Consider the following 24,142-nt stretch of genomic DNA (forward strand, 5'->3'; position numbering starts at 1 on the left):
GTGGCGGGGTCGCACGCGGGGGAGGGCGGCCTGATGCGCGCGTTGGTGATCACGGTGTCCAACCGGGCCTCGGCCGGCGTCTACGCCGACCGGTCCGGCCCGATCCTGGCCGGCGGTCTGGCCGAGGCCGGATGCGAGGTGGATGGGCCGCAGGTGGTTCCCGACGGCGAGCCCGTCGAGGAGGCGTTGCGGCGCGGCGTCGAGGAGGGGTACGACGTCATCGTCACCACCGGTGGCACCGGTCTCACCCCGCAGGACCTCACGCCCGAGATGACCGCCCGCGTCATCAGCCGCGAGATTCCGGGGATCGCCGAGGCGGTGCGGCAGGCCAACCGCGACAGAGTGCCCACATCGGTGCTCTCCCGTGGGCTCGCCGGACAGGCCGGCGACACGCTGATCGTCAACCTGCCCGGATCGACCGGAGGTGTCCGTGACGGCCTTGCCGTACTGACGCCAATCCTTCGGCACGCGGTGGAACAGATCCGTGGTGGTGACCACCCGCGCTGAGAGATGATGCAGGTGTGGATCGTTTTCGTGGCTGGCCGGCGACGCTGACCGAGGGACCGGTCGGCCTTCGACCGCTGCGCCTTGCGGACGTCCGGGTGTGGCGCGAGACCCGGCTGCGCAACGCCGACTGGCTGCGTCCCTGGGAGCCGAGCAACCCCGAGACGCCGTTGTTCCGCACCGGGCTCGGCCCGTACATCTCGATGGTCGGCACGCTGCGCCGGGAAGCCCGGCAGGGCATGTCGATGCCGTGGGTCATGACCTATCAGGGCCGCTTCGCCGGGCAGCTCACCGTCGGCGCCATCGTCTGGGGCTCGGCCCGGTCCGCGCAGGTCGGCTACTGGATCGACGGCGCGCTCGCCGGGCACGGCATCACCCCGACCGCGCTGGCCATGGCGGTCGACCACTGCTTCTTCACCGCGGGACTGCACCGCATCGAGGCCAACATCCGGCCGGAGAACGCGGCCAGCCGCCGGGTGGTGGAGAAACTCGGCTTCCGGGAGGAAGGCGTCAGACGGCGACATCTCCACATCGACGGCGCCTGGCGCGACCACATCTGCTACGCCCTGACCGTCGAGGACGCCCCTCGCGGCCTGCTCGTCCAGTGGCGTCGAGCGGGGTCCGCCGTTGAAGAGCTTTGACGATCTCGCGACACACCGCATCGAATGCTCGTCAATCAGTGACACGCGGTCTTACGGTGCGTGACGTGAGCACATCGAAGACGCGAACCGACGCCCTTCGTTTTCGTGCTGCCCGGAGGTGGCCGTGAGTCCGGTCTTCCTCTACCTCGCCATCGTCGTCATGTGGCTCTGCGTCCTGGTCCCGATGTGGTTGCGCCGGGACAAGACGCACCTCCAGGAGCTGGAGGAGGAGTTCTACGACGCCGACGAACTGCTGGACGAGGCCCAGGAAACGTACGATCCGGACACCCTTGAGCGGTCGCTCGCGGACTTCCGGCACATTCGCGCCCGCCACCGGTCGATCATCGTCGCGCGGCGGCGGCGATTGCTGTTCTTCTCGCTCCTGCTGGTGTTCGCCTCCGTCGTCACGGCCGCGGTGAAGGTCATCCCGTGGTGGGGCGTCGCGCCGTCTGCCGTCGTGCTCTTCGGCTATGCCACTGTGCTCCGGATCGCCGTCCGTGTCGACCGTGAGCGTCGCGCGCGTGCCGCCGAGGCCCGGGCGCGCCAGCGCCGCCGCCTCCGTGACCAGCGCCGTGCCGCCGAACTCGCCGCCGCTCAGGCCGAGGCGGAGATCATCGCCTTCACGGCTCGGCAGGGGGATGTGCTCTTCGACCAGTACGCCGAACCTCCCCGTCGGGCGGTTGGGGACTGAGGATGGCGCGAGGACCCTTGGAAGTTTGCTAATCTGGTCGAGTCCTTGGGGATGTAGCGCAGTCCGGTAGCGCACTTCGTTCGCATCGAAGGGGTCAGGGGTTCAAATCCCCTCATCTCCACCCAAGCCAGAGGCCGCTTCCGAGAGATCGGAAGCGGCCTTCTGCGTTGCTGGGTGACCCACCGAGTGACTACGCCTCACGGGGTGGCAGCGGCTCCCCAGCCGTCGTACTCGGCGTGATACCGAGCCGCCAGGTCATCGAACAGGTTGCCCGTCTCCCGCACGAAGTCGGGCGAGATCACCGCGGTCGTTTCACAGGTCACCGGCCAGCTGTCCGGATGCTCCGGGGAGGGCTTCCCGATCTCGGGACGCAAGCCATAGCCGGCGCCGTGGGCCTCCTTCGCGATGCTCTGAGCGGCATCGAGGGTCGGAGCGTGCAAGTAGAAGTCCACATGACGAGGCTGCTCAAGATCAGCTCCTGCTTTGGTGAGCTGATGCATCACCATCAGGTCCTTGTACTTGATTCCAAGCTCTGGTGACCGCTCTTCCGGATCGACTTGCTCACGCTTCTTTCTCCGGAACGGCCACATGCGACATCCTTCGTATTTTTGTTCGGATTGGCGATCATAATCAGTCCGGAAAAGCTGGTCCAGAGCCTCAGCTCCTTCCAAGAGCATCGGGCGGAGCTGCTTCCGGCAGACGGTCTCGGCAACCGAGGTGCTGCGGTGGCCGACCAGGCGGGAGATGCTCTCCAGCAGGACGCCGAAATTCGACAGCAGCGGGACGAAGCTGTGCCGCATCTCCCGGGGCGTCCACTCCATGGCGTTCTGTCAGGCTTAGGCCGGTTCCCCGCACCGCTTCGGCATGGCCAGCGTGCGCCGGGACTTACGGGTCTTGGTCACTGCCTTCCCGGACCGAGCGCCAGCGGCTTCTGCCTGGGCGAGAGTGAGTGACTTGGACGGGGCGCCCCTTCTTCCCCTAGGGAGATCTCGCAGAGCAGCACCACGTTCCGCATCACCTTTGTCACGAGCCTGGGCGCGGGAGACGGCCCGGCCGACGGTCCCGAGCCTGCCCGGGAAGCCGATCTGGTCGGCCAAACGGGTCAGGCGAGCGGTGTCAGGAGCGGCACCCGGACCGCCTGCCGTTGTCGCCGCATCATCCCCGGAGCCTCCCGATCACGTCCGCTGGACGCTGCCGTCGGGCGGCATGCCGTGGCTGACCGCACGTCTCTACGGGAGGGGTGCGGCGGAGACGGTGAGCCACCGTTCCACGGCGGCGCTCATCTTCGCGCCCGCCTCCAGCGCCGCGGCCTTGGCGGCGGTCGGGTTGGTGTTCGCGACCTGTCCGAGGATCACCCCGAGCACCAGGTGGCCGCGTACGCGGGAGGCCCACATGAGGTTGCCGCCCGCGGCGGTGCCCGAGCCGGTCTTGATGCCGATGACGCCGTGCTTGTGCAGCAGGGTGTTGGTGTTGGGCAGCCGTCGCCCGGAGCCGGGCACGGCCGTGTCGGCCTGGGACACGACCTCGCGGAAGACCGGGTCGCGCATGGCCTCCTTGGCCAGCTTGAGCTGATCGGCCGCGGTGCTGACGGTGCTGTCCTCGTTGCCGCTGGCACCGGTGTACGTGGTGGCGGCCATGCCCAGGCGGCGGGCGGCGGCGTTCATCCGCTCGACGAAGCGCTCCTCAGAACCGGAGTCCCAGCGGGCCAGGAGTCGGGCCACGTTGTTGCCCGAGGGCACCATCATCAGCTCAAGCAGCCGGCGAAGCCGTACGCGCTCCCCTGCTCTGACCGGGGCGGTGGACTCCTGCGGCACGTAGGACTCGTCCTCGGCCGTACGGTCCACGGTGATGAGCGGGCCGCCGTCGCCGGGCCGGAGCGGATGGCGGCGCAGGATCACGTAGGCGGTCATGACCTTGGTCACGCTGGCGATGGGCAGCGGGTCGGTGCCGCCACTGGCGCCCAGGCTGCCCACACCTTCCACTTCGACGGCGGCCTGGCCCTCGGCCGGCTACGGCAAGGGGACGGCGCCGGAGACGGGCGGCACGGTTCCACAGCTCGTCAGCAGCAGGAGCAGAAGGGACACGAAGGAACGTCGCATGCCGACCACGGTGGGCCACCCGCGTGTCCGTACGGCCGTGGGCGGATCTCCGCAGGGGCTTGGCCGTGTATCAGTCGGGCATCAGGCTGACGGTGACGCGCGCGCCGCCGTCGGCAGGGTTGTCGAACCGCAGGTTCGCCCCGATGACGCGGGCGTGGCCGAGCACGATGGTCAGGCCGAGCCCGTGCCCGCGGCCCCGCTCGCTGCGTCCGGTGTGGAAGCGCTGCGCCTGCCCCTTGTTCAGGGTGGTGAGCAGGTCGGGCGGGAAACCCGGGCCGTGATCGCGGATGACGATCTGGCGGGATCGCACGGCGACCGTCACCGGGGCCGCGCCGTGTGCGCGAGCGTTGAGGAGCAGGTTGGCGACGATGCGCTCCAGGCGGCGCGGGTCGGTGACGGCTGTGGTGTCGCGCTGGTCGCCGACGAGGTCCAGGTCAGCGGGTACGTCGACCCGGCGCAGCGACTCGCGCACCAGGTCGGCCAGCGGCACCGGCTGCCGGTCCGGTTGTTCGCCGGTGGCGTCCAGGCGGGAGATCTCGAGCAGATCGTCGACCAGGCCGCGCAGCACGCCGATCCGCTCGCGGACCATGTCGGTGGCCTGCCCGTCGGGCAGCAGCTGGCCGGCGGTCAGCAGCCCCATCAGCGGAGTGCGCAGATCGTGCGCGACGTCGGCCGTGAAGCGCTGCTCGGCCAGCAGCCGCTGCTGGAGGCTGGCGGCCATGGAGTTGAGCCCGGCGCCGATCTCGGCGATCTCGTCCCTGCCGCCCGCGTCGGTGCGCGCGGACAGGTCGCCGTCGGCGATCTCCCGGGCGGTACGGGCCATGCGCCGGAGCCGCCGGTTGGGGAGCTCGGCCGCCAGCACCGACAGCGGGATCACTCCCGCCAGGGCGAGCAGGCCGGCTTTGACCATGTTGCGGTCGAGTGCGTACAGGCCGCGCAGCTCCCCTCCCATCGAGATCTGGGCGATCACCGCCTGGCGTCCGTCGCTCCCGTACGGCTGAGCCGCCCACATCCACGGCTCGTCCCGGTAGTCGACCCCGTACCAGGTCACCGGACGGCCGGGATGCAGCCGGGCAGCCAGTTCGTCGGGAAGCTGCTCGACGGCGACCGGGTCAGCGAGAGTCAGCGCCTCCAGAGCCCGGGCTTCGCCGATGCCCAGCTCACGCTCCCAGGTCGCCCGGTGGACCAGGAGCCCCACCACGGCCGCGACGACGGTGGCGGCGAGCGTGACGAGGGCGGCGATCTTCCAGCGTAGAGAGGCCGGATTCATGTGGTGTTCAGCCGGTAGCCGAAGCCGCGGACCGTCTCGATGCGCTCGGCTCCGACCTTCTTGCGCAGTCGCTGCACGCACAGGTCGACCACGCGGCTGTCGCCGTCCCATCCGTAGTCCCACACCGTGCGCAGCAGCGTCGCCCGTTCCAGGACGATGCCCGGGTGGGCGGCGAACTCCAGCAGCAGCCGCAACTCGGTCGGGCTCAGGTCAAGGCGCTGCCCGGCTCGGCGTACCTCCAGCGAACCGGTGTCGACGCTCAGCTCGCCGAAGGTGAGCGTGGCGTCGGCCTGCCCGGTCGCGGGCGAAGGTTGCGGCTGGGCGATGGTGGCCCGGCGCAGCAGCGAGCGGATCCTGGCCACCAGCACCGGTAGGTCGACCGGTTTGACCACGTAGTCGTCGGCGCCGCCCTCCAGCCCGGCGACGATGTCCAGGCCGTCGCCTCGGGCGGACATCATGAGGATCGGCACCTGGCTGGTTTCCCTGATCTTGCGGCACAGGCTGATGCCGTCCAGGCTGGGCAGCATCACATCCAGCAGCAGGAGGTCGTGGCCGCCTGCCTGGGCGGCTTCCAGGCCGCTCAGCCCGTCGTCGGCGGTGGTCACGCGGTAGCCGTAGCGCTCCAGGGCCATGCTGACCGACGTGCGGATCACCGCGTCGTCCTCGACGAGCAGGAGTGATGTCATGAAATGCACGATATCTACCTCAATGCCGTGACTGGTTCCATACGAGCGGCACGCAGGGCCGGGTACAGCCCCGCGAGCAGCCCGACGAGGGCGCCGGCGACAGGGGCCATGGCGGCCAGCTGTACGTCCAGGACCGGAGTCCACTGCTTGGCGGCGCACACCGCGACGATCACGAGGATGCCTCCTGAAGCCCCGATGACGCCGCCGGTCATTCCGGTGAGGGTGGACTCCAGCAGGAACTGCGCCGCGATATGACGGCGGGCCGCGCCGAGGGCGCGGCGCAGGCCGATCTCGGCGATACGCTCCATGACGGTCACTAGCGTGACGTTGGCGATGCCCACCGCGCCGACGACCAGGGAGACCAGCCCGAGAATGAGGAAGAGCGCGTTGACGTCGCCTTCCACCGCGTCACGTGCCCGCGTGGGGCTGGGCGGCGAGATGACCTGGAGCAGGGCCTCGTTGCCCGGGCTGAGCGCGACCGGCGCCTGCTCGGCGATCAGTTCCGCGGCGCCGAGGCCGGTGTTGACCAGAACCCGGGTCACGGTGCTCAGGCCGTAGCGCTTGCCGACGGCCGGCGGCAGCAGCACCGCGCCCGCGAGGCTCTTCTCACGTTTCAGGTCGCCGAGCACCCCGATGACGGTGTACGCCTGGGTGCCGATGAAGACGGCCGGGGCCCGGTCCAGCCGGGTGATGCCCAGCAGCCTGGCCGCGTGCTGGCCCAGCACGACGACCTTGTCCCCTCGGGCGACGTGCCCGGCGTCGAAGTAGCGACCCTCGATCATCCGGCCTTTGACCGCGGCGGGCAGGCCGGGGTCGCTGGCCAGTACGGTCAGCGTCTGGTCGACGACCCTGGTCGGGTCCACGATGTCGTTGGAGCGGACGCTGAGATTGGCGCTCTGTTCCGCCTCGGCGAGCGCGGCGGCGGAGGCCACCCCGCGCAGCCGGGTCACCCTGCCGACGTCGGCCCAGTCGACCAGAGGGAATGCGTGCTTCGGGACTTCGATCGTGACGAAGGTGGCAACCAGTTCGTCGAAGCGGCCGACGATCTGGTTGCCCGCCGTCGCGGCGACGCCGAGCGTGACCACGAGCGTGGTGATGCCCAGCACGGTGCCCAGAGTGGTCAACGCCGAGCGCACCGGGCGGGCGAGCAGGCCCGCCACGGCCTCGTTCAGCAGATCGCGAGGGTGCACCTCTACTCCTCCGTCAGGACGCCGTCGGTGATGCGCACCCGGCGCATGGCCCGGTCGCTCACCTCGTTCTCGTGAGTGATGACCACGATGGTCATCCCCTGGGCACGCAGCTCGTCGAACAGGTCGAGCACGGCGTCGGTGTTCTTGCTGTCGAGGTTGCCGGTGGGCTCGTCGCACAGCAGCAGGGACGGCTCGCCCATGAGGGCGCGGGCGATGGCGGCGCGTTGCCGCTCACCGCCCGACAGCCGGCCGGGCAGGAAGTCCACCCGATGCGACAGCCGTACCCGCTCCAGAGCACGCATCGCGCGCTCCCGCCGCCCCCCGCGCCGGGCCGCGCCGTAGACCTCGGCGAGCATGACGTTCTCCAGGACGCTGCGGTGCGGCAGCAGATGGAAGGACTGGAAGACGAAGCCGATACGGCTGCCGCGGATCGTGGTCCGCGCGTTGTCCTTCATGGAGACGGTCTCGAGGCCGTCGAGCCGGTAGCTGCCGCTGGTCGGCCGGTCGAGCAGGCCGAGGGTGTTGAGCAGGGTGGATTTCCCGGATCCGGAAGGACCGACGATGGCCATGTAGTCGGCTTTCTCCACGCGCAGGTTGACCGCCGAGAGCGCCTGAACGGGAGGATCGGCGGGAAACTCCTTGGTCAGGTCGTGGAGCAGGATGACCGGCTCAGACACTGTTGATCACCACCTTGTCGCCCGGCTCGAGGTCGCCGGTCACCTCCACGGCTCCGTCGGCGGACAGACCGGTGCGGATCTCGACCTCCCTGGTCTGATCGGGCGCGATCTCCACCAGCACCCTGGCCTTGCCGTCCGCGGCGGTGACGACCGCCGCGGCGGGAACCACGAGCACCTCCTGGCCGGTGGCTCCGATGGTGACCCGGACCGTGACCGGCGCGCCGGCGAGCTTCTTGAGGCCCTTCATCGAAGCAGGAGTGATCATCACCGGCGTGGCGCCCTGCTTGTCGCGTCCGCCGAAGGAGGTCACCGTGCCGGGGATGGTCGTGCCCGCCTCCGTCTCGATGCTCGCCTTCAGGCCGGTCTTCAGCCGCTCGGCCTCGGCCACGTCCACCGAACCGGCGACCACGAAGGTGGAGGCGGTCACCGTGGCGACCGACCGGTCCACCACTTCGCCCGCCTTGACGGTCGGCTTGTGCAGGCGGGCGGGCAACTTGGGCAGGAAGACGATCTCTCCCGCCGGGACGGTGGTGCCATAGGTCCTGGAGAACTCGGCCAGCAGCGCTCGGGCCGCGGCCAGATCACTCTGGGCGTTGGCCACCTTCAGCTTGGCAGGAGAGAGCTGCAGCGCCTGCTTGAGCGCCTGCTCGGCGGTGACGACGGCCTCGCGTGCCACCCGTACGTTCTTGGACAGCTCGGCCAGCCGCGTGGCCCGCGCGGTCGCCGCTTCCTCCCGCACGCGCTCCAGCGCCGACCTGGCGGCGGCCAGATCCGCTTCCGCGTTGGCGACCCGGAGTTCGAGCAGGCGGGTGTCGGGAGACGGGCCGGCGGACGGACTAGCGCTGGGAGTCGGCGTGGCGATGGCCTTGTCGAGGTCCTGCTGGGCCGACAGCAGCTTCTCCTCGGCTGCCCGGATGGCGGCTTCCGCCGCCTCGACCTTGGCTTCCTCGTCGATGGTGTGCGCGTTGCTCAGCGCTCGCTCGGCCTCCCGCAGATCCTGCCTGGCGTTGGCGAGCCTGACCTTCAGCGGGAGCACGTCCCGGCCATGCTCCAGGAGCTTGCTCTCGGTCGCGAGCACTTCCTGCGCGGTCCGTACGGCCCGGCGCAGGTCATCACGCTTCTGCCGCAGTTCCAGGGTGGGCTGCTGCGCCTCGTAGCCCCGCTTGGCGTAGAAGCGCGACACCGCCGCGATGGTCGCCTGGTCGAACACGCCGGTGGCGGGCGCGCGCAGCGCCTTCTGCAACTGCTTGACATCGTCCCCCTTGACGCCGGGGACCAGACTGCGGTGCATCGGCACCGTGCCGGAGAAGACGAACACCGGACGCCCGTTCACCTCCATCAGCAAGGAGCCCTCCGTGAGGGTGCCCTGCCGGGGAGCGCGCGTGGCGCGCTGAGCAGTCTCGCTGCCGCCGACCACGCCGGCCAGCGACACCGGGTACGGCGAGCCGTACTCCAGAGCGCCGCTGACCACCACGGTGGCCACCAGCTTGCGCCGCTCGACCGCGGCGGTGACCAGCGACGGCTTGGGCGGCTTGCGGGCGGCCGCCTCGTCGGCGGGGGAACGCAGCATCGTGCCCACTCCCCAGCCGGTCCCCGCGATCACCAGGACCGCGGCCAGGACGAGCAGCAGCTTGCCGCGAGGGGTGCGGATCACTGTGCTTCGAACCCGTACTTCACCCTGGCCGCGTTGTTGAGCCGCTTCGCCAGGGGAACGAGGGCGGCGTAGAAGTCCTTGCCGCACTCCAGGTCGACCAGCGCCGACTTGATCTCCTTGACGAGGTACGGCCTGGCCGCCTCCGCCGTGACCTCGCCCGCCTCCCGTAGCTTCTCGAGCTGCTTGCTCCACACCTCCACGCCGCGACCGCCCAGCGCCAGCGGCCTCGCGGACGCCACCCGCTCGCCCTTGGACTTCAGGCACTCGGCGAAGGGCGCGGCGAGCTCCAGGAGCTTGGGATCGCCGTCGAGCGCCTTGTCGATGTTCTCGATCTCCTTGCTCATCTGGTCCTGGTAGTCGGCCAGCGAGGTGACCTTCAGGCCGTTCACCCGGCGGAGGGCGTCGACCCTGCACTCGTTCATGGTCTTGAGATAGGCGTCCCGCTTGGCGCCCTGGAGAGCGTCGATCGTCGCCTTGTTCGGGTCCTGCGCCCCCTTCTCCGGCGGCTTGGGATAGACGATGGCGGAGAAGACGCCGAAGCCCTCCTTGCCGCGGATGGCCTTCATTGCCTCGTAGTCAGCGGGGTCGGCATCGGACTGCTTGGGGCGGCTGACCGAGGGGGTGTAGAGGAAGCCCTTCTGCTTCATGCAGGTGGCGATGACGGCCTCCCGCTCGCGTACCTTGTCCACCGTGGCGTCGCCGTCCGCCGTGGGGGCAGGCGATGCCCCGCAGCCGGTCAGCACCGCCAGGCCGAGCAGACCGCACATCAACACACGCATGAAGGATTCCTTTCCGTGGGGATCACGCCGTGGCTACTTTGGAGCCCCATTCCGTCCGGCCCACGTCGAGCGGGTATCCGCGCGTGCTCGGCCGTGCATCCGCCGTGCATCAACGCCTCGCTCAGCGCTGGCGCTCGCCATCGCCTGGTCCTGGATGTCGGGTCGGCGGGGGTGGGCGCCGTGGATTTTGGTCCCGCTCGTCCTGGTGCTGGGCATCCTGCTGCTTGTCAAGGCCGATGCGCCCCTTCGCGTGCGCTTCGCCCTGTCGGAGCCGAGCCTGGAACGCCACGCCCGGTCGGTGCACGATGACTATGACGCGAGCAATGGTGGGGTCTGCCCTTCGTGGACGAGGTGGAGAAGATTTCGGGCGGAGCAAGGGTTCGTGGTCACGGACGTCACGGTGGAGTGGAAGAGCTACGGCTTCGCCCCTCTGCCGGATCGGGCACCCGACCCGGCAGAGGGAAGGTATGAGCACTTCACGGGCCCCTGGTACATCTGGTCTGACGGCCCCTGAACCTCACGGCACCTGACGGTGCCGAGCAATCAGTTGAGGAAGCGATCCCCAGCAGGCGGGATACGCCTTGCGCCCCTGGACTCCCCCCACGGGAGCAGGGTCCATCCTTGGATTCGTGCACCACAACGACCTGCTGACGATCGGCGCGTTCGCGCGGCTCTCGCGCCTGAGTGTCAAGCAACTGCGCCATTACGCCGACCTGGGGCTGCTGGAGCCCGCCCATGTCGATGCCGGCACCGGCTATCGCTACTACCTGCCCGGTCAGGCCCGCGACGCGCTCACCATCGGGTTGCTGCGTTCGCTGGATGTGCCGTTGGCGGCCATTGGGCGGGTGCTGGCCGGTGCGGAGGGTGTGTTGGACGAGGTGGAGCGGGAACTGCAGGCCGAGCTTGAACGGCGGAGCCGTACTCTGGCGACCTTGCGCCGGGTGATGGCAGATGGGCTTCCGTATACGCAGGTTCGGTTGGTGCGGGAGAAGCCGTTGCGCGTACGGCTGGCGCGTGAGGTGGCCGCCGGGCCGGACGACATCGGGCGGGCCACCAGCCTCGCCATCGCGCGGTTGATGCCGGTAGGGCCGGCGGCGCAGTTGATCGGACTGTTTCCGCTGGATCTGTCGGAAGCCTTCGAGGTCACTGCGGCCGTCGTCATCGATGGCGGGGCCGGTGACGAGGTGTTGCCTGGGGGGACTTTGGCTGCCGCCACGCATGTCGGGCCCTATGACCAGATCAATCTGACCGCCCACACGCTGCTGACCTGGTGTGCCGACCATGGGCACCAGCCTGCGGGGCCGATCCGCGAGGTGTATGTGTCCGATCCGGCCACCACCGCGCCCGACCAGCTTGTCACTCACCTGATGATCCTTCTGGAGGAGGGATCGTGACCGTCACCGCAGCCCTCTGCGGCGTCGCGGGCACCATGGCGTGCGTGCAGGACGATCCTGCGTCAGCCGGTACAGCCGGCAGCAGGTGACGTGTGAAAGGAGGGAGTGCGCGGTGAGCACAGGGCAGCCATCGACCGCCGACCTGCGCGAGCACTACCGCGGACTCATCAACACCCGCGGGCTGGACGTGGCGATGTGCTGGACCGTGATCGTCCCCGAGGCCGGAACGGAACTCAGCCTCGACCAGGTCGCAGCCCGCCTCAGCGGTGGCACCGCTCATCGCGTCCACAACGCCATGCGTTTCGGTGAGCTGTGGGATCTGCTGTACGCGGGGGAGTACCCCGTGCTGATCGACTGGTTCGATTCGGCCGCGGTCGTCATCGAATACGACTACCTCGGCTCCAGTTCCGCTGTCCTGAAGCGTCTCAGCCACCGGGCTCGCGTCTACAGCGCCTGGTGGAACGTCAACCGCCACAACCGGCTGAGCTTCGCCGTCGACGGGGAGTGCGTCCTGATGATCGACGCCCTGTTTCCCGGCCGTCCGCAGCACTACCCGGGCATCGGTCAATGGCCGGAGCTCGAGACGATGACCGACTTCTTCGTCGAGTTCGAGGAACGCGGCGACGACTATGACTGGAGAGCCGCCTGGCTCGCGCTCATCGAGCAGACCACGGGAGTCCGGTTGAGCGCCGAGTGGCTCGACCAGGCGCACCCGTGCGTGACAGTGAACCCGACCGACGCCACCCGCTGACCCGGCACCCCACAACGGGACACCCACATGACATCCATCGCCCCCGCCCGTGACGGAGAGCGGATGGTGACGCATTCCAACGGTCAGGACTGGGTGGTGTCCTGGCATCCCGTCGATGACCCGCCCGAAGGGGAACCGCATGGAGCCGCGGGCGTCTGCGTGACAGCCGGCGGGGAGATGGTGCTGATCAGTCATGACGGCGAGCACTGGGGGTTCCCGGCCGGACGGCCTGAAGGGGCGGAGAGCGTCGAGGAGACCCTGCGGCGGGAGATGCTGGAAGAAGCGTGCGTCACCGTCGTCGGGAGCCGACTGCTGGGGTATTCGCGCAGCGAGTGCGTGCGCGGGCATGAGCTGGGTCTGGTGCTCGTCCGGTCGTACTGGCGGGCGGAGGTCCGGGTGCTGGAGTGGAGGCCGGAGTTCGAGGTCCAGCACAGGCGGCTGGTTCCGGAGGGCGAGGCGGAGGAACACGTCCGCGATCCTGACCAGGCTGCGACGCGGATCTCTTTTCGTGCTCTGGAAGAAGCGGCGGCGTGAGGGGGATGGCCACGGTCAGAGGCCGGGAGAACGGCCTCTGACCGTGGTGGGGCTAGGCGACCTTGGGGTCGGGGGCCTTCCAGGTGTTGCAGGAGCCCGGCTTCCCGCTCTTGTACCCCTGCTCAAGCCAGTAAAGGCGGTTGGTGCTCGTGCCGCTGTACTTGTTCTTCAGGAAGCTCTCCCAGAACAGCTTGCCCTTGGCGGTGGGCCGCCAGTCCTTCACCACCCGGCGCAGCGCCTTCGCCGAGACGCCCATGAAGCAGTCGAGCTGCAGGTAGTAGCGCCGGTTCTGCTGGTTCATCTCGGCTTCGTCAGCGCTGTTCTGCAGCGCCCACCAGGCCTGGCCGATGCCGGTCTGGCCGGCCACGACGCCGCTCCAGGTCCTGGTGATGGAGGTGAACACCGCCACGTCGCTCTTCGCCTTGATCCAGTCGCCGGCCAGGCGGACGTGGAGCTCGGTCTGGCAGATCTCGGAGAAGGAGGCGTCGATGTCGAGGCCGGTGGAGCAGGACTGCTTGTCGTCGGCCTCCTTGAAGGTCACCTGGACCTGCCTGAAGTCCTTGATCGCAGGCTTCCAGGCCTTGTTCAGGCAGCCGACCAGGTCGGTGATGTACTTCTTGGTCGAGGAGGCGCTCGTGCCCTTGGTCAGCGCGCAGCGGACGCCGGCCGGCTTGGCCTTGTAGAGGTCGTTGTGGGTGAGTTCGGGGGCGCCGGTGATCGGCTCGGCGTGGGCGGCTCCGGGAAAAAGCATCATTCCGGAACAAAGCGCCATTCCGGTCAGAGCGCCAGCTAGGGGGCGAAGAATCACCTTGTGGATCATAGGGGGTTGCCGTCCATCGCCAACAGCCGTCACGACGCGCCCCCGATGAGCTGGGCGTGCAGCCGCCGGCACTCGTGGGCGAAGCGGGTGGTACGGCGGCTGCCCGCGTGCTGCGCGATCACCGGGAGCTCGCCGCGCGCATCGGTCCACAGTGCGACGTCGGCCGCGAGGGCGACGAGCTCGCTGTGGGTGACGGTGGCGCGCTGCCCGGGGCCGGGCAGAAGGGCGGGCAGCAGGGTGCCCAGGATGCGCCACACCGCGTGATGCCCGCCCGCCTCGGCGAGCTGGGTCAGGGCGGTGATGGCGGGACGGACCTCCAGCCAGGTACGGCGGAGCATCAGCGCGATCTGGCGCCCCATCGCCTCGGCGGGCAGGTCGTCCGCGGCGGCCAGGGTCAGGATCAGCGGGATGGCGCCCGGCAGGCCGGCGACGAGCTGGAAGGCGAGGATGGCCGCCGTCGCCTCGCCCAGCGGCCCCCGCGTGAGCGGCAGGGAGGCGATCTCGGCCGGCCCCACCGAATGGCCCCAGCCGCCCCGCAGCAGGTACGGCAGGCAGTTGACGGACAGGACCTCGCGATGCGAGGGCAGCGTGCCGGACCACCTGCTGAACGAGTCCCCGTAGTCGTCGACCGGCCAGTCGTACGGCTCGCGCAGCAGTACCTCGTCGATCAGCGGGTGCCCGGTCGGCGTCGTCACCCGCAGGACCGGCTTCAGCCGTACTGAGGTGAAGTGCTCCGGCTCCCCGTCACCGAACTCGACCATGGTCGCGCCTTCCATGTGCCGCCAGACGAGGCCGCACTCGGGGTCGGCCAGGCCGTCCCCGGCGAGCCAGCGGGCGGCCGAGCGGGCCCCCGCCGAGTCGATCTTGGCGGCGCGGTCCGCGGCGGCCGGGTGGCTGCCTCGGGGCAGCCGCAGCAGGGCCTGCGCCAGGTCGGCGGGCAGCGGTTCGACGCCGGCGGCGGCGCAGGTCTCCAGCCGGTCGACCAGCACGTCGGGTTCGAGATGGCCGCTCAGCCAGCTCGGCGTGGCCAGCAGGACGGGCGGCAGGGCGTCGTTCCTGAGCGCGTCGAGGAGTTCGGCGTAGCGGTGCAACTGGAAGTCGTGCAGCGGGGTGACGCTGTTGGGACGGGGGAGCTGGTTGCGCCGCCGCCACTCCTCGTGCTCGGGCAGCGGCTCGTGCATGAAGGATCGCAGCCGGGCCGGGACGAAGATGACGGTCACCTCCACCAGCGGCTCGTCGGGCTCCGGCGGCGGGAGCGGCTTCCCGGCGCGCATCGCGGCGATCCGGAGGGGATCCACGCCGAGCTCGGCCATGCGGTCGAAGGCCCGGTCGAGGATGAAGTCCGGCATGGCCTCGTCGGAGTCGTCGTACAAGGCGTCGGGCGGCATGCCCTGCGGGCCGTACAGGTGGATCCTGCCGTCGGCGAACGGGATCTGCCGGTCGCCTTCGGTCGCCACCGCCGCGCCGGGGCCGTCGTCGCTGGTCCAGGTGAGGAAGATGGCGCGCATCGGGGCGTCGTCGTCGAGGTAGCGGCCGGGCCGGTAGGAGCTGCTGATCATGAACCTCATCCCCGTTTCCGGGTCCGGCTCCTGACCACGGGTGAGCCTCCTGACCCGCAGGGTGTGGTTGGGGCGGTCCCAGAACTTCTCCGGCTCGAATGGCGGGAGTTCGCGGACGCTCCCGGGAGTCACCAGCTCGGCGGCGAGCGCCGCGCGCCACTGGGCGGGCTCGGTGCGTGCCTGGTCCGACGCCCAGTGTGCCGGTCCGCCCTCGATCTGCGGGGCGAAGGCGGCCCGGCCGGCGGCGCCTCCGGCGACGAAGGCGGCCAGCCAGCCCTCTTCCCTGACCCACGTCGTCTCGTGGTTGGCGGCCAGCGACGGTTCCGGGAAGGGCCGCAGCTCCGGCAGGGCGGGGAGCGGCGGCAGCTCCTTGCGTGCCGGCAGGTCCTCGACGGGAACCTCGCCGCCGAACCGGGCGGCCAGCTTGGCGGCGAGGTCGGCGGGCAGGTGGCCGGCGCCGTCGAGGATGGTGCCGGCGTCCCCGGCGAACAGGCCGGCGTGCTTCAAGGTCAGCTCGACCGCGCGGGTGCGCACGTCGAAGGACTTGTGGGTGTACGCGGTGACCAGGGCGGTCACGAAGTCGCCGGCGGTCTCGGGCGTGGCGCGGAGTGCCTGGCCGAGCCAGCGCAGGCCGAGCGCGGCGAGCTTGGCCTCCTCGCGGAAGGTCAGCGCGTCCACCGCCTCGACCAGGTCGGCGTGGTCGAGCGGAAGCGCCTTGCGCACCTGCTCGGCGGCCAGCTCGGCGACCGTGCCCGGGGCGGACGGCAGCAGCCGCAGGTAGTCACGCAGGCGGGGAGCCGACTCGGCGGGGGACGGGTCGAGGAGGGTGTGGAGCCGGACGAAGAACCGGAGGTCCTGGGCGTCGCCGCCACGCAGGAAGCGGCTCACGCAGCCGTCGAGCGCCTGCTGCCTGGGCAGGTCGCGGGCCGCGGTGGCGAGCCAGCGGCTGGGCAGCGGGTCGAGCCGCTCCTCACGCAGGGCGCGGCCGGCGCCCTCGGCCTCGAAGACGCGCGGCAGCAGGACAGGAGCCAGCGGGTCCTTGACCACGATCGGCTCGCTGAGCCAGGCGGCCACCAGCGGGTCGTGCTCGGGCGGCGTCGCGCCGGAGGTCCGCAGCAACGCGAGGGCGATGGGCGCGATGCGGTCGGCGGGACGCCGGATCCGCTGGGCCAGCCGTACCGCGACATCGTGCCGCCAGGCCGGAGGCCGGGCGGCGGCCACCCGGCAGACGCGGGCGAGGTTGGGGGTGTCGGCCCAGCGGCGGTTGACGTCGCGGCTGGTCATCCAGGCCACCGCGGCCGCGGGCCCGGTGATGAGGCCGACCCCGGCCAGCAGCAGCGCGGGGGCCAGCTTGTCGAGCATCTCGCCGACCTCCCACGAGGCCAGGAACTCGGCCTCGTCGGGATCTTCGGCGCGAACCTGCTCGGTGCGGAGCCGGCGTAAGCCCTTGACCAGGCCGGGCAGCAGGCCACTCAGGTCGGCGCGCTCCTCCTCGGTGAGGGCGACCAGCATGGTGGTCAGGCGGGCGGTCTCACCGGCGGCGATCAGCTCGCAGATCTCGGTCCAGCGGGTCATCGGGAGCCCTCCACGGCGGGCCGGGCCGCGAGCGGGAGGGCTGCCTGGGTCGCCGGGCCGAGAGGGCCGGCGACGTGGGGGGAAGGCGCGTGGGACCGGTGCGCCTGCGTCGCTGAAGTCATGGCCCGGGACACTAGATCACCGCACCGACAAACCGAGGGCTACGGCAGGCGCAGCTCGGCCAGGTGCTCGGCGGCCGCCTGCGGGCTCAGGGCGGCGCCGCGCCGGTAGGCGGTGTCGTAGCCGGGACGGCCGAGCCGGTCGGCGAGCGTCGCCGCGAGGGCGCGCAGCTCGGTGTCGCCGTGGTCGAAGGAGCCGCGGAGGGCCTGGCTGAGGCCGAGCGCGGTGGCCGCGCCGGCCGCATCGCCTTCGAGGAACAGCAGCCTGGCCAGCAGTTGCGCGGCCAAGGGGGCGTCCATGATCGATTGGGCGGCCTGGACGACGTGGGGCAGGAGGGCTCGGGCGCGCGCGGTGTCCCCGGCGGCGAGCAGGTTGGCCACCCGCGCGGCCGGCAGCCGGGGGTCGAGGGCCTCCGCGGACGGGGTCAGCTTGCGCAGGAGCGCCTCCATCCGGTCGAGCTCGTGGTCGGCGCGTGCGACCTCTCCGGAGCGGCGGTGCAGTTCGGCCAGGACGCCGAGCACCTCGATCTCCAGCGCAGGCTGGCCGCGCCGCCAGGCCGCGCGCTCGGCGGTGTCGAGGTCGCGTCCGGCGCCGGTCAGGTCGCCGGCGCGCATGCGCTCGACCGCGAGCCCGAGCCGGGTGGAGACCTCGTCCTGCGAGCCGAGGCCGGTGGCGAGGGCGAGGCTCCGCTCGTAGGCGGTGATCGCCCTGGCGTGGTCACCGGCGACGGCGTGCCGCTGGGCCAGGCCGTACAGCGCCTTGGCGGTCCACCACCGATCGCCGACCTCCTCGAACAGGCGCAGCGCCGTGGTCATCGCGTCTTCCCGCTCGCGGTACCGCATGGCCTCGATCATGTGGGTGCAGGCGATCGCCCAGCGGTCCGAGCCGCCGCGGACGCGGGCGATCTCCTGGTCGAGCAGGTCGTCGAGCCCGATCATCGCGGCCATCACCACGACGGTCGTCAGCAGCATCGGATAGCGGCGCAGCGCACCGGTGCGCACGCAGTCGTCGACGACCGCGCGCAGCCGTCCGGGGTCGGTGAGCGGGCGGCCCTCGGCGCCCAGCAGGTGCAGGGCGGTGAACGCGGCCCGGGCCTCCGGGGGCAGCGCGTCGCCGAACGCGGCGACCTTGGCCAGGTAGTCCTCGGCGCGGGCGTCGTAGCGGAGCATGACCCAGTACCAGTACAGCGGGCCCAGGAGCCGGGCGGAGGTGGCGGCGTCGCCGCTGTCGACGGCCGTCTGCAGGGCGAACATCAGGTTGTCGTACTCGGCCTGGAACAGCCGCAGCGACTCCGCCTGCCGGTCCGAGCGCAGCAGCGGCTCGTGCTCCTCGGCCAGGTCGGCGAAGTAACGCATGAGCTCGCGCCGGACCGCGTCGGTCTCGCCTGCCAGCCGGAGCTTGTCGGCCGCGTGCGCGCGGATGCTCTCCAGCATCCGGTAGGCGTCGCCCGTCCGCTCCACGATGGACTTGTCGACCAGGGAGTCCAGGAGGTAGATGTCGCCGCAGACGGCCTCGATCGCGTCGAGACCGGTCCGCGCGGGAAAGACCGACATCCGGGCGGCCAGCGTGCGCTCCTGGTCGGTGAGCAGGTCCCAGCTCCATTCGATCACCGCGTGGAGGGTCTGCTGGCGGGGCTGGGCGGTCCTGTTGCCGGTGCTGAGCAGCCGGAAGCGGTCGTCCAGCCGCCGGGCGATCCGCTCGGCGCTCATGGTCCGCAGCCGGGCCGCGGCCAGCTCCAGGGCCAGCGGCAGGCCGTCCAGCCGGCGCACGATGTCCACGACCGGGGTCACGGTCGTCGCGTCCAGGACGAAACCGGGCTGTACGGCTGCCGCCCGATCGAGGAACAGCCGCACCGCCGAGGCCCGATCCGCCTCCGCGGGCGTCGCGGGCAGGTCGAGGGGGCCCAGGCGGCACAACGTCTCGCCCATGACCTCGAGCGGCTCGCGGCTCGTGGCCAGGATCTTCAGGTACGGCAGGCGTTCCAGCAACCGGCCGGCGAGCTCCGCGACCGCGCCCGAGATCTGCTCGCAGTTGTCCAGCACCAGCACGCCCTCGCCCCCGGCGAGCAGGGCGACCATCCGCTCCAGCGGCGGTCCGGCCGGCTGGGCGTCGGTCATGCTGAGCGTGCCCAGCACCGCCGCCACCAGCTCGTCCGCGGTGTGTGCGGCGGCCAGGGAGACGAGCCACACGCGGCCGCGCTGGTGGGCCCGGTGCCGGCTCGCCGCCTGCACCGCCAGGCGGGTCTTGCCCACCCCGCCGGGGCCCACGACGGTGAGCAGCCGGGAGCTCTCCAGCGCTCCGGCGAGCAGCCGCAGCTCGTCCTGCCGGCCGACGAAGCTGGTCAGCGGGGCCGGCAGCCGCCCTTGGGCCGCCTCCGGCCGGGCCTGCTCCGGTTCGGGGGCGTCCAGTTCGCCGCGGAGCACGGCGAGGTGCGTCTTGCGCAGGTCCTCGGAGGGGTCGACGCCCAGCTCCTCGGCGAGCGTCGCGCGGACCTGCTCGAACACGGCCAGCGCGTCCGACTGTCGCCCGGCCGCGTGCAGGGCCCGCATGCGCAGCCCGGCCAGCCGTTCCCGCATCGGGTGGTCGGAGGCCGCCGCCTCCACGTCGGCGAGGATCTCGCCGTGGCGGCCCAGCCGGAGCTCGGCCTCGAAGCGGTCTTCGAGGGCGCCGAGGCGGAGCTCGTCCAGGCGGGCGCCTGCCGTACCGGCGAAGGGCAGGTCGCGGACGTCGGCCAGCGCCTCGCCCTTCCAGAGCGCCAGCGCCTCCTCCAGCAGGGCGGCGGCGCGCGGCAGCTCGCCCGCGCCCAGCTCGTGCCGGCCCCGCTTCGCCAGCTCCTCGAAGCGGAGCGCGTTGACCTGCTCGGCGCGGACGTCGAGGCGGTAGCCGCCGGGCATCCGCTCCACCACGCCCGCCTCGCCCAGGGTCTTGCGCAGCCGGTGCACCAGCGCGTGCAACGCGTTGACGCTGTCGCCGGACGCGCGCTCGCCCCACAGGGCCTCCATCAGCGCGTCGACGGACACCCCTTCGCCACCGGCCAGCGCGAGCCTGGCCAGCAGCGCGCGAACCCTGGCGCCGCCGAGCTCGATCGGCGCGCCGTCGTCGGCATGCGCCCGCACCGGTCCCAGCAGCTCGATCCGCATGCCTGCCAGGCTACCGATCAAGCCCTCGCTTACGGCCGGACGGTGTCCCGGGAAGCGGGATATAAGCCGCCTGTCAGAGCTGCCGGACATCGTTGAGGACATCAGCAGAAACGCCCAGAAAGGCAGCTAGATGGCAGCGAACGAGAACGTGCAGCAGGTGCTCGACCAGACCGTGGCGCAGCTCGGCATCCCGGGCATCGTCGCCGAGGTCCGGGACGGCGACCGCACCTGGTTCGGCACCGCCGGCGTGGCCGACCTCGAAACCCGGGCGCCGCGCCGGCCGGGCGAGTACTTCCACGCCGGCAGCAGCGGCAAGGCCTTCACCGCCGCCGTGATGTTGTCCCTGGAGGCCGAGGGCCTGGTGAGCCTCGACGACACGGTGAACGCCCACCTGCCCGGCGTGCTGGACGTCAACGGCTACGCCGGCGACAAGATCAATATCAGGCACCTGCTCAGCAACACCAGCGGCCTGTTCGCCACCGGCATCGCGCCGGAGGTCAGCCACCGCTACGCCACCCGCGCCGGGTTCGCCGAGCACCGCTTCGACCGATTCACCCTGGACGAGCTGCTGCGGGTGGCGGTGTCCCAGCCGCCGGTCGGCGCGCCCGGCGAACGGTTCGAGTACTCCAACGGCGGCTTCTACATCGCCGGGGCGATCATCGAGAAGGTCACCGGCAACAGCTACGCCGAGGAGGTCGACCGCCGGGTCGTCCGGCCGCTCGGCCTCACGCACACCCGCGTGCGCCCCGACGAGGAGACCGGCCTGCCCGAGCCGCACGCCCGCGGCTACTCCACGCTGTTCTTCAAGGACGGGGCCGACCCCTCGACGATCACCCCGGCGAACTGGGAGTCGCTGATGGAGGAGCCCGGTCTGCCGCCGCTGGATGTCACCGAGTACAACTCCTCCCTGGGCTACTCGGCCGGCAACGTCGTCTCCACCACCGGCGACATGATCCGCTTCTTCCAGGCCATGACCACCGGCAGCCTGCTGCCGCCCGCGCAGCACCGGGAGCTGTGGACCACCGTCTCGACCGAGGGCGGCTACTGGATGCCGCACTCCCGCTACGGCCTGGGGATGTTCGAGCTCGACCAGCGGGCGACCGGCGGCGTGACGCTGCGCGGCGTCGGCGGCAGCGTCTGGGGCTCCTACTGCTTCGTGGTCGGCACCCCGGACGGCCGGCACGCCGTGGCGGTCCACACCAACACCGAGTGGAAGTCCTGGGACCCGATGTTCCAGATCATCGAAGCGGAGTTCGGCGTCACCATCAGCGGGTGATGACCGCTCCAGCGCCCGGCCGCACCCGCGCGGCCGGGCGAGCCGCCCGTTCAGGCGAAGACGGCGGCGTTGCGCCGGGCCCACGCGGCGAAGGGGGCGGGGGCGCGGCCGAGGATGCGCTCGACGTCGGGGCTGACGGTCTGCTCGCGCAGGGTCGGGGTGCCCAGGATGTCGAGGGTCGTGTCGGCGACGGGGGCCGGCATGAAGGCGAGCATCTGGGCGCGGGCCTCCTCGCGGGTCTGGCCGGTGAAGGTGATCGGCGCGCCGATGGCGTCCGCGATGGCTTCGGCCCGCTGGCGCGGGGTGATCGGGGCGGGGCCGGTCAGCTCGTAGACGGCCTTGCTGTGGCCGTCCCGGGTGAGGACGGCGGCCGCCACGGCCGCGATGTCGTCGGGGTCGATCACCGGCAAGCTGACCTCGCCGAAGGGCGCGGCCACGGTACGGCCCGCCTTGATCGAGGCCACCCAGGCGTAGGCGTTGGAGGCGAAGCCGCCCGGGCGCAGCACGGTCCAGTCGGCTCCGGAGTCCATGACGGCCTGCTCGTAGGCGGCGAAGGCCCGGCCGTGCGAGAGCGAGTCGGGCCGGGTGGCCACGCCCTGCGAGGACAGCAGGACGATCTTGCCGTAGCCCGCGAACGGGGCGATGACCTCGGCGGGGTCGCCGGCCATCATCAGGTCGCCGCCGACCAGCAGGAAGACCGCGTCCGCGGTGGCAGGCAGGTCGGCGGACGGCTGGGCGAGGTCGGCGGCGACGGCGCGGACGCCGGGCGGGACGTCGGCCTGGGAGATGCGGCGCGACACGGCCGTCACCTCGTGGCCCTGCTCGGCCAGCAGGCGGACCAGCGTGCGGCCGACGTTTCCGGTGGCACCGGTGACAACGATCATGGAAAGCTCCTGCCAGTTGTTAGTTAGTTGGCTGACTGAGAAGAACCGTAGCACGGATCCGAGCCGTATAGTTAGTCAGGTGACTGACTTGAAGAAGCCGGGCCGCGGAGGAGCGGCCGGGGCGAAGCGCAGGCGGCTCATGGAAGCCGCGGCCGACGTCGTCCACCGGCAGGGCGTCGAGCGCACCACCATCGCCGACATCGCGCGCGCGGCCGAGGTCCCGGTGGGCAACGTGTACTACTACTTCAAGACCAAGGACGAGCTCGTCGCCGCCGCGCTGGCCGAGCACGAGCGGCAACTGGACCTGCTCGTCGAGCGGCTGGACCAGCTCGCCGATCCCCGGGAGCGGCTGAGGAGGCTGATCGAGGGCTGGGTGGGCCAGGCCGGCCTCGCCGCCCGGTACGGGTGCCCCACCGGCACCCTCGCCGTCGAGCTGGACAAGCGGGACGAGGGCGGCTTGGACCAGGAGGCCGGACGGGTCATCCGGCGCCTGCTCACCTGGGTGGAGACGCAGTTCCGCGAGCTCGGCCAGGCTGATCCCGAAGGGCTGGCGCTGACCCTGGTGGGCGCCTACCAGGGCATGTCCCTGCTGGCCAGCGCCCTGCGCGACCCGGCGGTCATGGAACGGGAGGGCGCGCGGCTGCTCGCCTGGATCGACGGTCTCTGAAGGAGCATCCGGGTGCGCATCAGGCGAGGAGCGCGGGCGGTCGTCCTGGATCCGGAGGACCGGCTGCTCATGCTGCGGGTCCGGAACGACGGCGTGATCGAGGTCCCCGGCGCGCCCACGCCGGCGACGTTCTGGATCCTGCCCGGCGGCGGGGTCGAGGCCGGGGAGAGCTTCATCGAGGCGGCGCGCCGGGAGGTGCTGGAGGAGACCGGGCTGACCGGGCTCGACTGGGGATCGTGCCTGTGGGTCCGGGAACTGGAGGCGCGCTGGGCCGGGGAGGTCTACCGGGCGCAGGAGCGGTTCTTCCTCGCCAGGGCGGGCGCCACGAGGGGGCCCGTGCGGCTGGAAGCGGAGGCGAGCGGATATCGGTGGTGGTCGGTGGCTGAGCTGGGGGCGGCGGAGGGGGTGGAGACCTTCTATCCGCCGGGGCTGGCCGGGCTGCTGGGTGAGGTGGTGGACGGGCGACTGCCGCGCGAACCTGTGGTGTTGACCAGGTAGGTCGCGCGGCAGAAGCCGGGGGAGCTAGGTGAGGCTGGGGCCGAGGTCGTCGGCGGGCTTGCGGGAGCCGTACTTCTTGAACAGGAAGAAGTAGAGCTTGACGTACTGGCCGACGAGGATGCCGTTGATGATGGTCCCCTCGCGGATGAAGTGCGGGGCGCTGAGGAACAGCAGCCCGATCGCCGCCGAGATCACCAGCAGGGTGCAGTCGAAGCCGGTCTTGATGTTCCCCCACTTCCACCCGGTCCGCTTGAAGATCGTGTTCACGAACATGTCCACCGGCATGAGGACCAGGTTCGCGCGGATCATCAGGAACAGGCCGAACGCCAGGGTCGCGTCCGCGAAGACCAGGAGCGCGAACTTCGCCGCATAGGCGTCGAGCGCGATCCAGCTCGTCAGCATCAGGTTCAGGTCGAGGAAGGCGGCCAGGGCGAAGGCGGGCACCAGGGACAGGAAGTTCCTGAGCTTGAAGTCCTTCGGCATGGCCAGGTAGGTCAGCGCCAGCATGATCAGTTCGAGGATGAAGTTGAACGTCCCCTGGCTGATCCCCGGCAGCACCAGGGTCATGGTCCGGGTGAGGCTGCTCTGCGGGGAGATGCCGATGCCGGCGCTGATGGCCAGGCTGACGCCGAGCGTCAGCACGTAGATGCCGGCGACGTAGGTGATCCAGCGCCGGACCAGACTTCCGGTGTCGACGACGCCGGCGTCCTGTTCATGCTTGAGCACGGTGATT

22 protein-coding genes and 1 tRNA gene are annotated in these 24,142 nt (G+C 71.0%); 10 read left to right on the forward strand and 13 right to left on the reverse strand.

The features are described from left to right. The first annotated feature begins 33 nt into the window (after positions 1–33). The 4 genes from ACIBG7_RS32975 (at position 34) to ACIBG7_RS32990 (ending at position 1,957) form a co-directional block, all read left to right on the forward strand. Complete coding sequence (locus ACIBG7_RS32975; protein WP_397338718.1) at positions 34–507, forward strand: molybdenum cofactor biosynthesis protein B; 474 nt, start codon at positions 34–36, stop codon at positions 505–507. A 14-nt stretch (positions 508–521) separates the two neighbouring features. Then, a complete protein-coding gene (locus ACIBG7_RS32980) occupies positions 522–1,145 on the forward strand; it encodes a GNAT family protein (RefSeq protein ID WP_357922744.1) in 624 nt (207 codons plus the stop codon). Positions 1,146–1,269: 124 nt separating this feature from the next. Beyond that, positions 1,270–1,836, forward strand: coding sequence for a hypothetical protein (locus ACIBG7_RS32985; RefSeq protein WP_357922746.1), 567 nt, complete (start codon positions 1,270–1,272; stop codon positions 1,834–1,836). A gap of 47 nt (positions 1,837–1,883) precedes the next feature. Beyond that, positions 1,884–1,957, forward strand: a tRNA-Ala gene (locus tag ACIBG7_RS32990). A gap of 76 nt (positions 1,958–2,033) precedes the next feature. Here ACIBG7_RS32990 and ACIBG7_RS32995 read toward each other — a convergent pair. From ACIBG7_RS32995 to ACIBG7_RS33030, 8 genes are all read right to left on the reverse strand, one after another. Further along, a complete protein-coding gene (locus tag ACIBG7_RS32995) occupies positions 2,034–2,636 on the reverse strand; it encodes a ribonuclease E inhibitor RraB (RefSeq protein ID WP_397338719.1) in 603 nt (200 codons plus the stop codon). A gap of 429 nt (positions 2,637–3,065) precedes the next feature. After that, positions 3,066–3,809, reverse strand: a complete 744-nt coding sequence (locus tag ACIBG7_RS33000; RefSeq protein WP_397338720.1) for a D-alanyl-D-alanine carboxypeptidase family protein — start codon at positions 3,807–3,809, stop codon at positions 3,066–3,068. A gap of 196 nt (positions 3,810–4,005) precedes the next feature. Further along, positions 4,006–5,205, reverse strand: coding sequence for a HAMP domain-containing sensor histidine kinase (locus ACIBG7_RS33005; protein ID WP_357923062.1), 1,200 nt, complete (start codon positions 5,203–5,205; stop codon positions 4,006–4,008). After that, entirely contained in the window at positions 5,202–5,891 is a 690-nt protein-coding gene (cseB, locus tag ACIBG7_RS33010) for a two-component system response regulator CseB (protein ID WP_357923065.1), read from the reverse strand. Before cseB ends, ACIBG7_RS33005 begins: the two co-directional genes overlap by 4 nt. Before the next feature lie 14 nt (positions 5,892–5,905). Then, the gene (locus tag ACIBG7_RS33015) at positions 5,906–7,081 is read right to left on the reverse strand and encodes an ABC transporter permease (protein ID WP_397338721.1); all 1,176 of its coding nucleotides are present in this window, start codon (positions 7,079–7,081) and stop codon (positions 5,906–5,908) included. Between the two features lie 2 nt (positions 7,082–7,083). After that, the gene (locus ACIBG7_RS33020; RefSeq protein ID WP_357923070.1) at positions 7,084–7,758 is read right to left on the reverse strand and encodes an ABC transporter ATP-binding protein; all 675 of its coding nucleotides are present in this window, start codon (positions 7,756–7,758) and stop codon (positions 7,084–7,086) included. Then, on the reverse strand, positions 7,751–9,412 hold the full coding sequence (locus tag ACIBG7_RS33025; RefSeq protein ID WP_357923073.1) for a peptidoglycan-binding domain-containing protein: 1,662 nt from the start codon (positions 9,410–9,412) through the stop codon (positions 7,751–7,753). Before ACIBG7_RS33025 ends, ACIBG7_RS33020 begins: the two co-directional genes overlap by 8 nt. Then, entirely contained in the window at positions 9,409–10,191 is a 783-nt protein-coding gene (locus ACIBG7_RS33030) for a hypothetical protein (RefSeq protein ID WP_397338722.1), read from the reverse strand. The genes ACIBG7_RS33025 and ACIBG7_RS33030 overlap by 4 nt, the downstream gene beginning before the upstream one ends. Positions 10,192–10,820: 629 nt before the next feature. Between ACIBG7_RS33030 and ACIBG7_RS33035 the strand changes: the two genes are divergently transcribed. From ACIBG7_RS33035 to ACIBG7_RS33045, 3 genes are all read left to right on the forward strand, one after another. Continuing rightward, entirely contained in the window at positions 10,821–11,585 is a 765-nt protein-coding gene (locus tag ACIBG7_RS33035) for a GyrI-like domain-containing protein (protein ID WP_357923082.1), read from the forward strand. A 112-nt stretch (positions 11,586–11,697) separates the two neighbouring features. After that, the gene (locus tag ACIBG7_RS33040) at positions 11,698–12,336 is read left to right on the forward strand and encodes a DUF6461 domain-containing protein (RefSeq protein WP_397338723.1); all 639 of its coding nucleotides are present in this window, start codon (positions 11,698–11,700) and stop codon (positions 12,334–12,336) included. A 27-nt stretch (positions 12,337–12,363) separates the two neighbouring features. Then, positions 12,364–12,870 (forward strand): NUDIX hydrolase, encoded by a 507-nt coding sequence (locus ACIBG7_RS33045; protein WP_397338724.1) that lies wholly within the window; start codon positions 12,364–12,366, stop codon positions 12,868–12,870. A gap of 52 nt (positions 12,871–12,922) precedes the next feature. On the opposite strand, the gene ACIBG7_RS33050 is transcribed toward ACIBG7_RS33045, so the two are convergent. The 3 genes from ACIBG7_RS33050 to ACIBG7_RS33060 all read right to left on the reverse strand — a co-directional run bounded on the left by ACIBG7_RS33050 (position 12,923) and on the right by ACIBG7_RS33060 (position 20,084). Then, complete coding sequence (locus tag ACIBG7_RS33050; RefSeq protein WP_397338726.1) at positions 12,923–13,624, reverse strand: hypothetical protein; 702 nt, start codon at positions 13,622–13,624, stop codon at positions 12,923–12,925. A 95-nt stretch (positions 13,625–13,719) separates the two neighbouring features. Continuing rightward, entirely contained in the window at positions 13,720–16,824 is a 3,105-nt protein-coding gene (locus ACIBG7_RS33055) for a hypothetical protein (RefSeq protein ID WP_397338727.1), read from the reverse strand. Positions 16,825–16,985: 161 nt separating this feature from the next. Continuing rightward, entirely contained in the window at positions 16,986–20,084 is a 3,099-nt protein-coding gene (locus ACIBG7_RS33060; RefSeq protein WP_397338728.1) for a BTAD domain-containing putative transcriptional regulator, read from the reverse strand. A gap of 130 nt (positions 20,085–20,214) precedes the next feature. Here ACIBG7_RS33060 and ACIBG7_RS33065 point away from each other — a divergent pair, with 130 nt between their 5' ends. After that, entirely contained in the window at positions 20,215–21,360 is a 1,146-nt protein-coding gene (locus ACIBG7_RS33065; protein ID WP_397338730.1) for a serine hydrolase domain-containing protein, read from the forward strand. 50 nt (positions 21,361–21,410) lie between these two features. Here ACIBG7_RS33065 and ACIBG7_RS33070 read toward each other — a convergent pair whose 3' ends face one another. Beyond that, on the reverse strand, positions 21,411–22,244 hold the full coding sequence (locus ACIBG7_RS33070) for an NAD(P)H-binding protein (RefSeq protein WP_357923099.1): 834 nt from the start codon (positions 22,242–22,244) through the stop codon (positions 21,411–21,413). A 79-nt stretch (positions 22,245–22,323) separates the two neighbouring features. On the opposite strand from ACIBG7_RS33070, the gene ACIBG7_RS33075 reads away from it, so the two are divergent. Both ACIBG7_RS33075 and ACIBG7_RS33080 read left to right on the forward strand, forming a co-directional pair. After that, positions 22,324–22,911 (forward strand): TetR/AcrR family transcriptional regulator, encoded by a 588-nt coding sequence (locus tag ACIBG7_RS33075; protein ID WP_357923101.1) that lies wholly within the window; start codon positions 22,324–22,326, stop codon positions 22,909–22,911. A gap of 12 nt (positions 22,912–22,923) precedes the next feature. Further along, positions 22,924–23,409, forward strand: a complete 486-nt coding sequence (locus tag ACIBG7_RS33080) for an NUDIX hydrolase (RefSeq protein ID WP_397338731.1) — start codon at positions 22,924–22,926, stop codon at positions 23,407–23,409. A 24-nt stretch (positions 23,410–23,433) separates the two neighbouring features. On the opposite strand, the gene ACIBG7_RS33085 is transcribed toward ACIBG7_RS33080, so the two are convergent. Continuing rightward, positions 23,434–24,135 (reverse strand): YitT family protein, encoded by a 702-nt coding sequence (locus ACIBG7_RS33085; RefSeq protein WP_397338732.1) that lies wholly within the window; start codon positions 24,133–24,135, stop codon positions 23,434–23,436. Positions 24,136–24,142: the final 7 nt, after the last annotated feature.

It is taken from the genome of Nonomuraea sp. NPDC050328 (assembly GCF_044459405.1).
GTDB lineage: Bacteria > Actinomycetota > Actinomycetes > Streptosporangiales > Streptosporangiaceae > Nonomuraea.

Coding starts and splice junctions, on each gene's coding strand:
- ACIBG7_RS32975 (WP_397338718.1), top strand. CDS start 34: ATGCGCGCGTTGGTGATCACGGTGTCCAACCGGGCCTCGGCCGGCGTC.
- ACIBG7_RS32995 (WP_397338719.1), bottom strand. CDS start 2,636: ATGCGGCACAGCTTCGTCCCGCTGCTGTCGAATTTCGGCGTCCTGCTG.
- cseB (WP_357923065.1), bottom strand. CDS start 5,891: ATGACATCACTCCTGCTCGTCGAGGACGACGCGGTGATCCGCACGTCG.
- ACIBG7_RS33005 (WP_357923062.1), bottom strand. CDS start 5,205: ATGAATCCGGCCTCTCTACGCTGGAAGATCGCCGCCCTCGTCACGCTC.
- ACIBG7_RS33055 (WP_397338727.1), bottom strand. CDS start 16,824: ATGACCCGCTGGACCGAGATCTGCGAGCTGATCGCCGCCGGTGAGACC.
- ACIBG7_RS33065 (WP_397338730.1), top strand. CDS start 20,215: ATGGCAGCGAACGAGAACGTGCAGCAGGTGCTCGACCAGACCGTGGCG.
- ACIBG7_RS33060 (WP_397338728.1), bottom strand. CDS start 20,084: ATGCGGATCGAGCTGCTGGGACCGGTGCGGGCGCATGCCGACGACGGC.
- ACIBG7_RS33050 (WP_397338726.1), bottom strand. CDS start 13,624: ATGATGCTTTTTCCCGGAGCCGCCCACGCCGAGCCGATCACCGGCGCC.
- ACIBG7_RS33030 (WP_397338722.1), bottom strand. CDS start 10,191: ATGCGTGTGTTGATGTGCGGTCTGCTCGGCCTGGCGGTGCTGACCGGC.
- ACIBG7_RS33070 (WP_357923099.1), bottom strand. CDS start 22,244: ATGATCGTTGTCACCGGTGCCACCGGAAACGTCGGCCGCACGCTGGTC.
- ACIBG7_RS33045 (WP_397338724.1), top strand. CDS start 12,364: ATGACATCCATCGCCCCCGCCCGTGACGGAGAGCGGATGGTGACGCAT.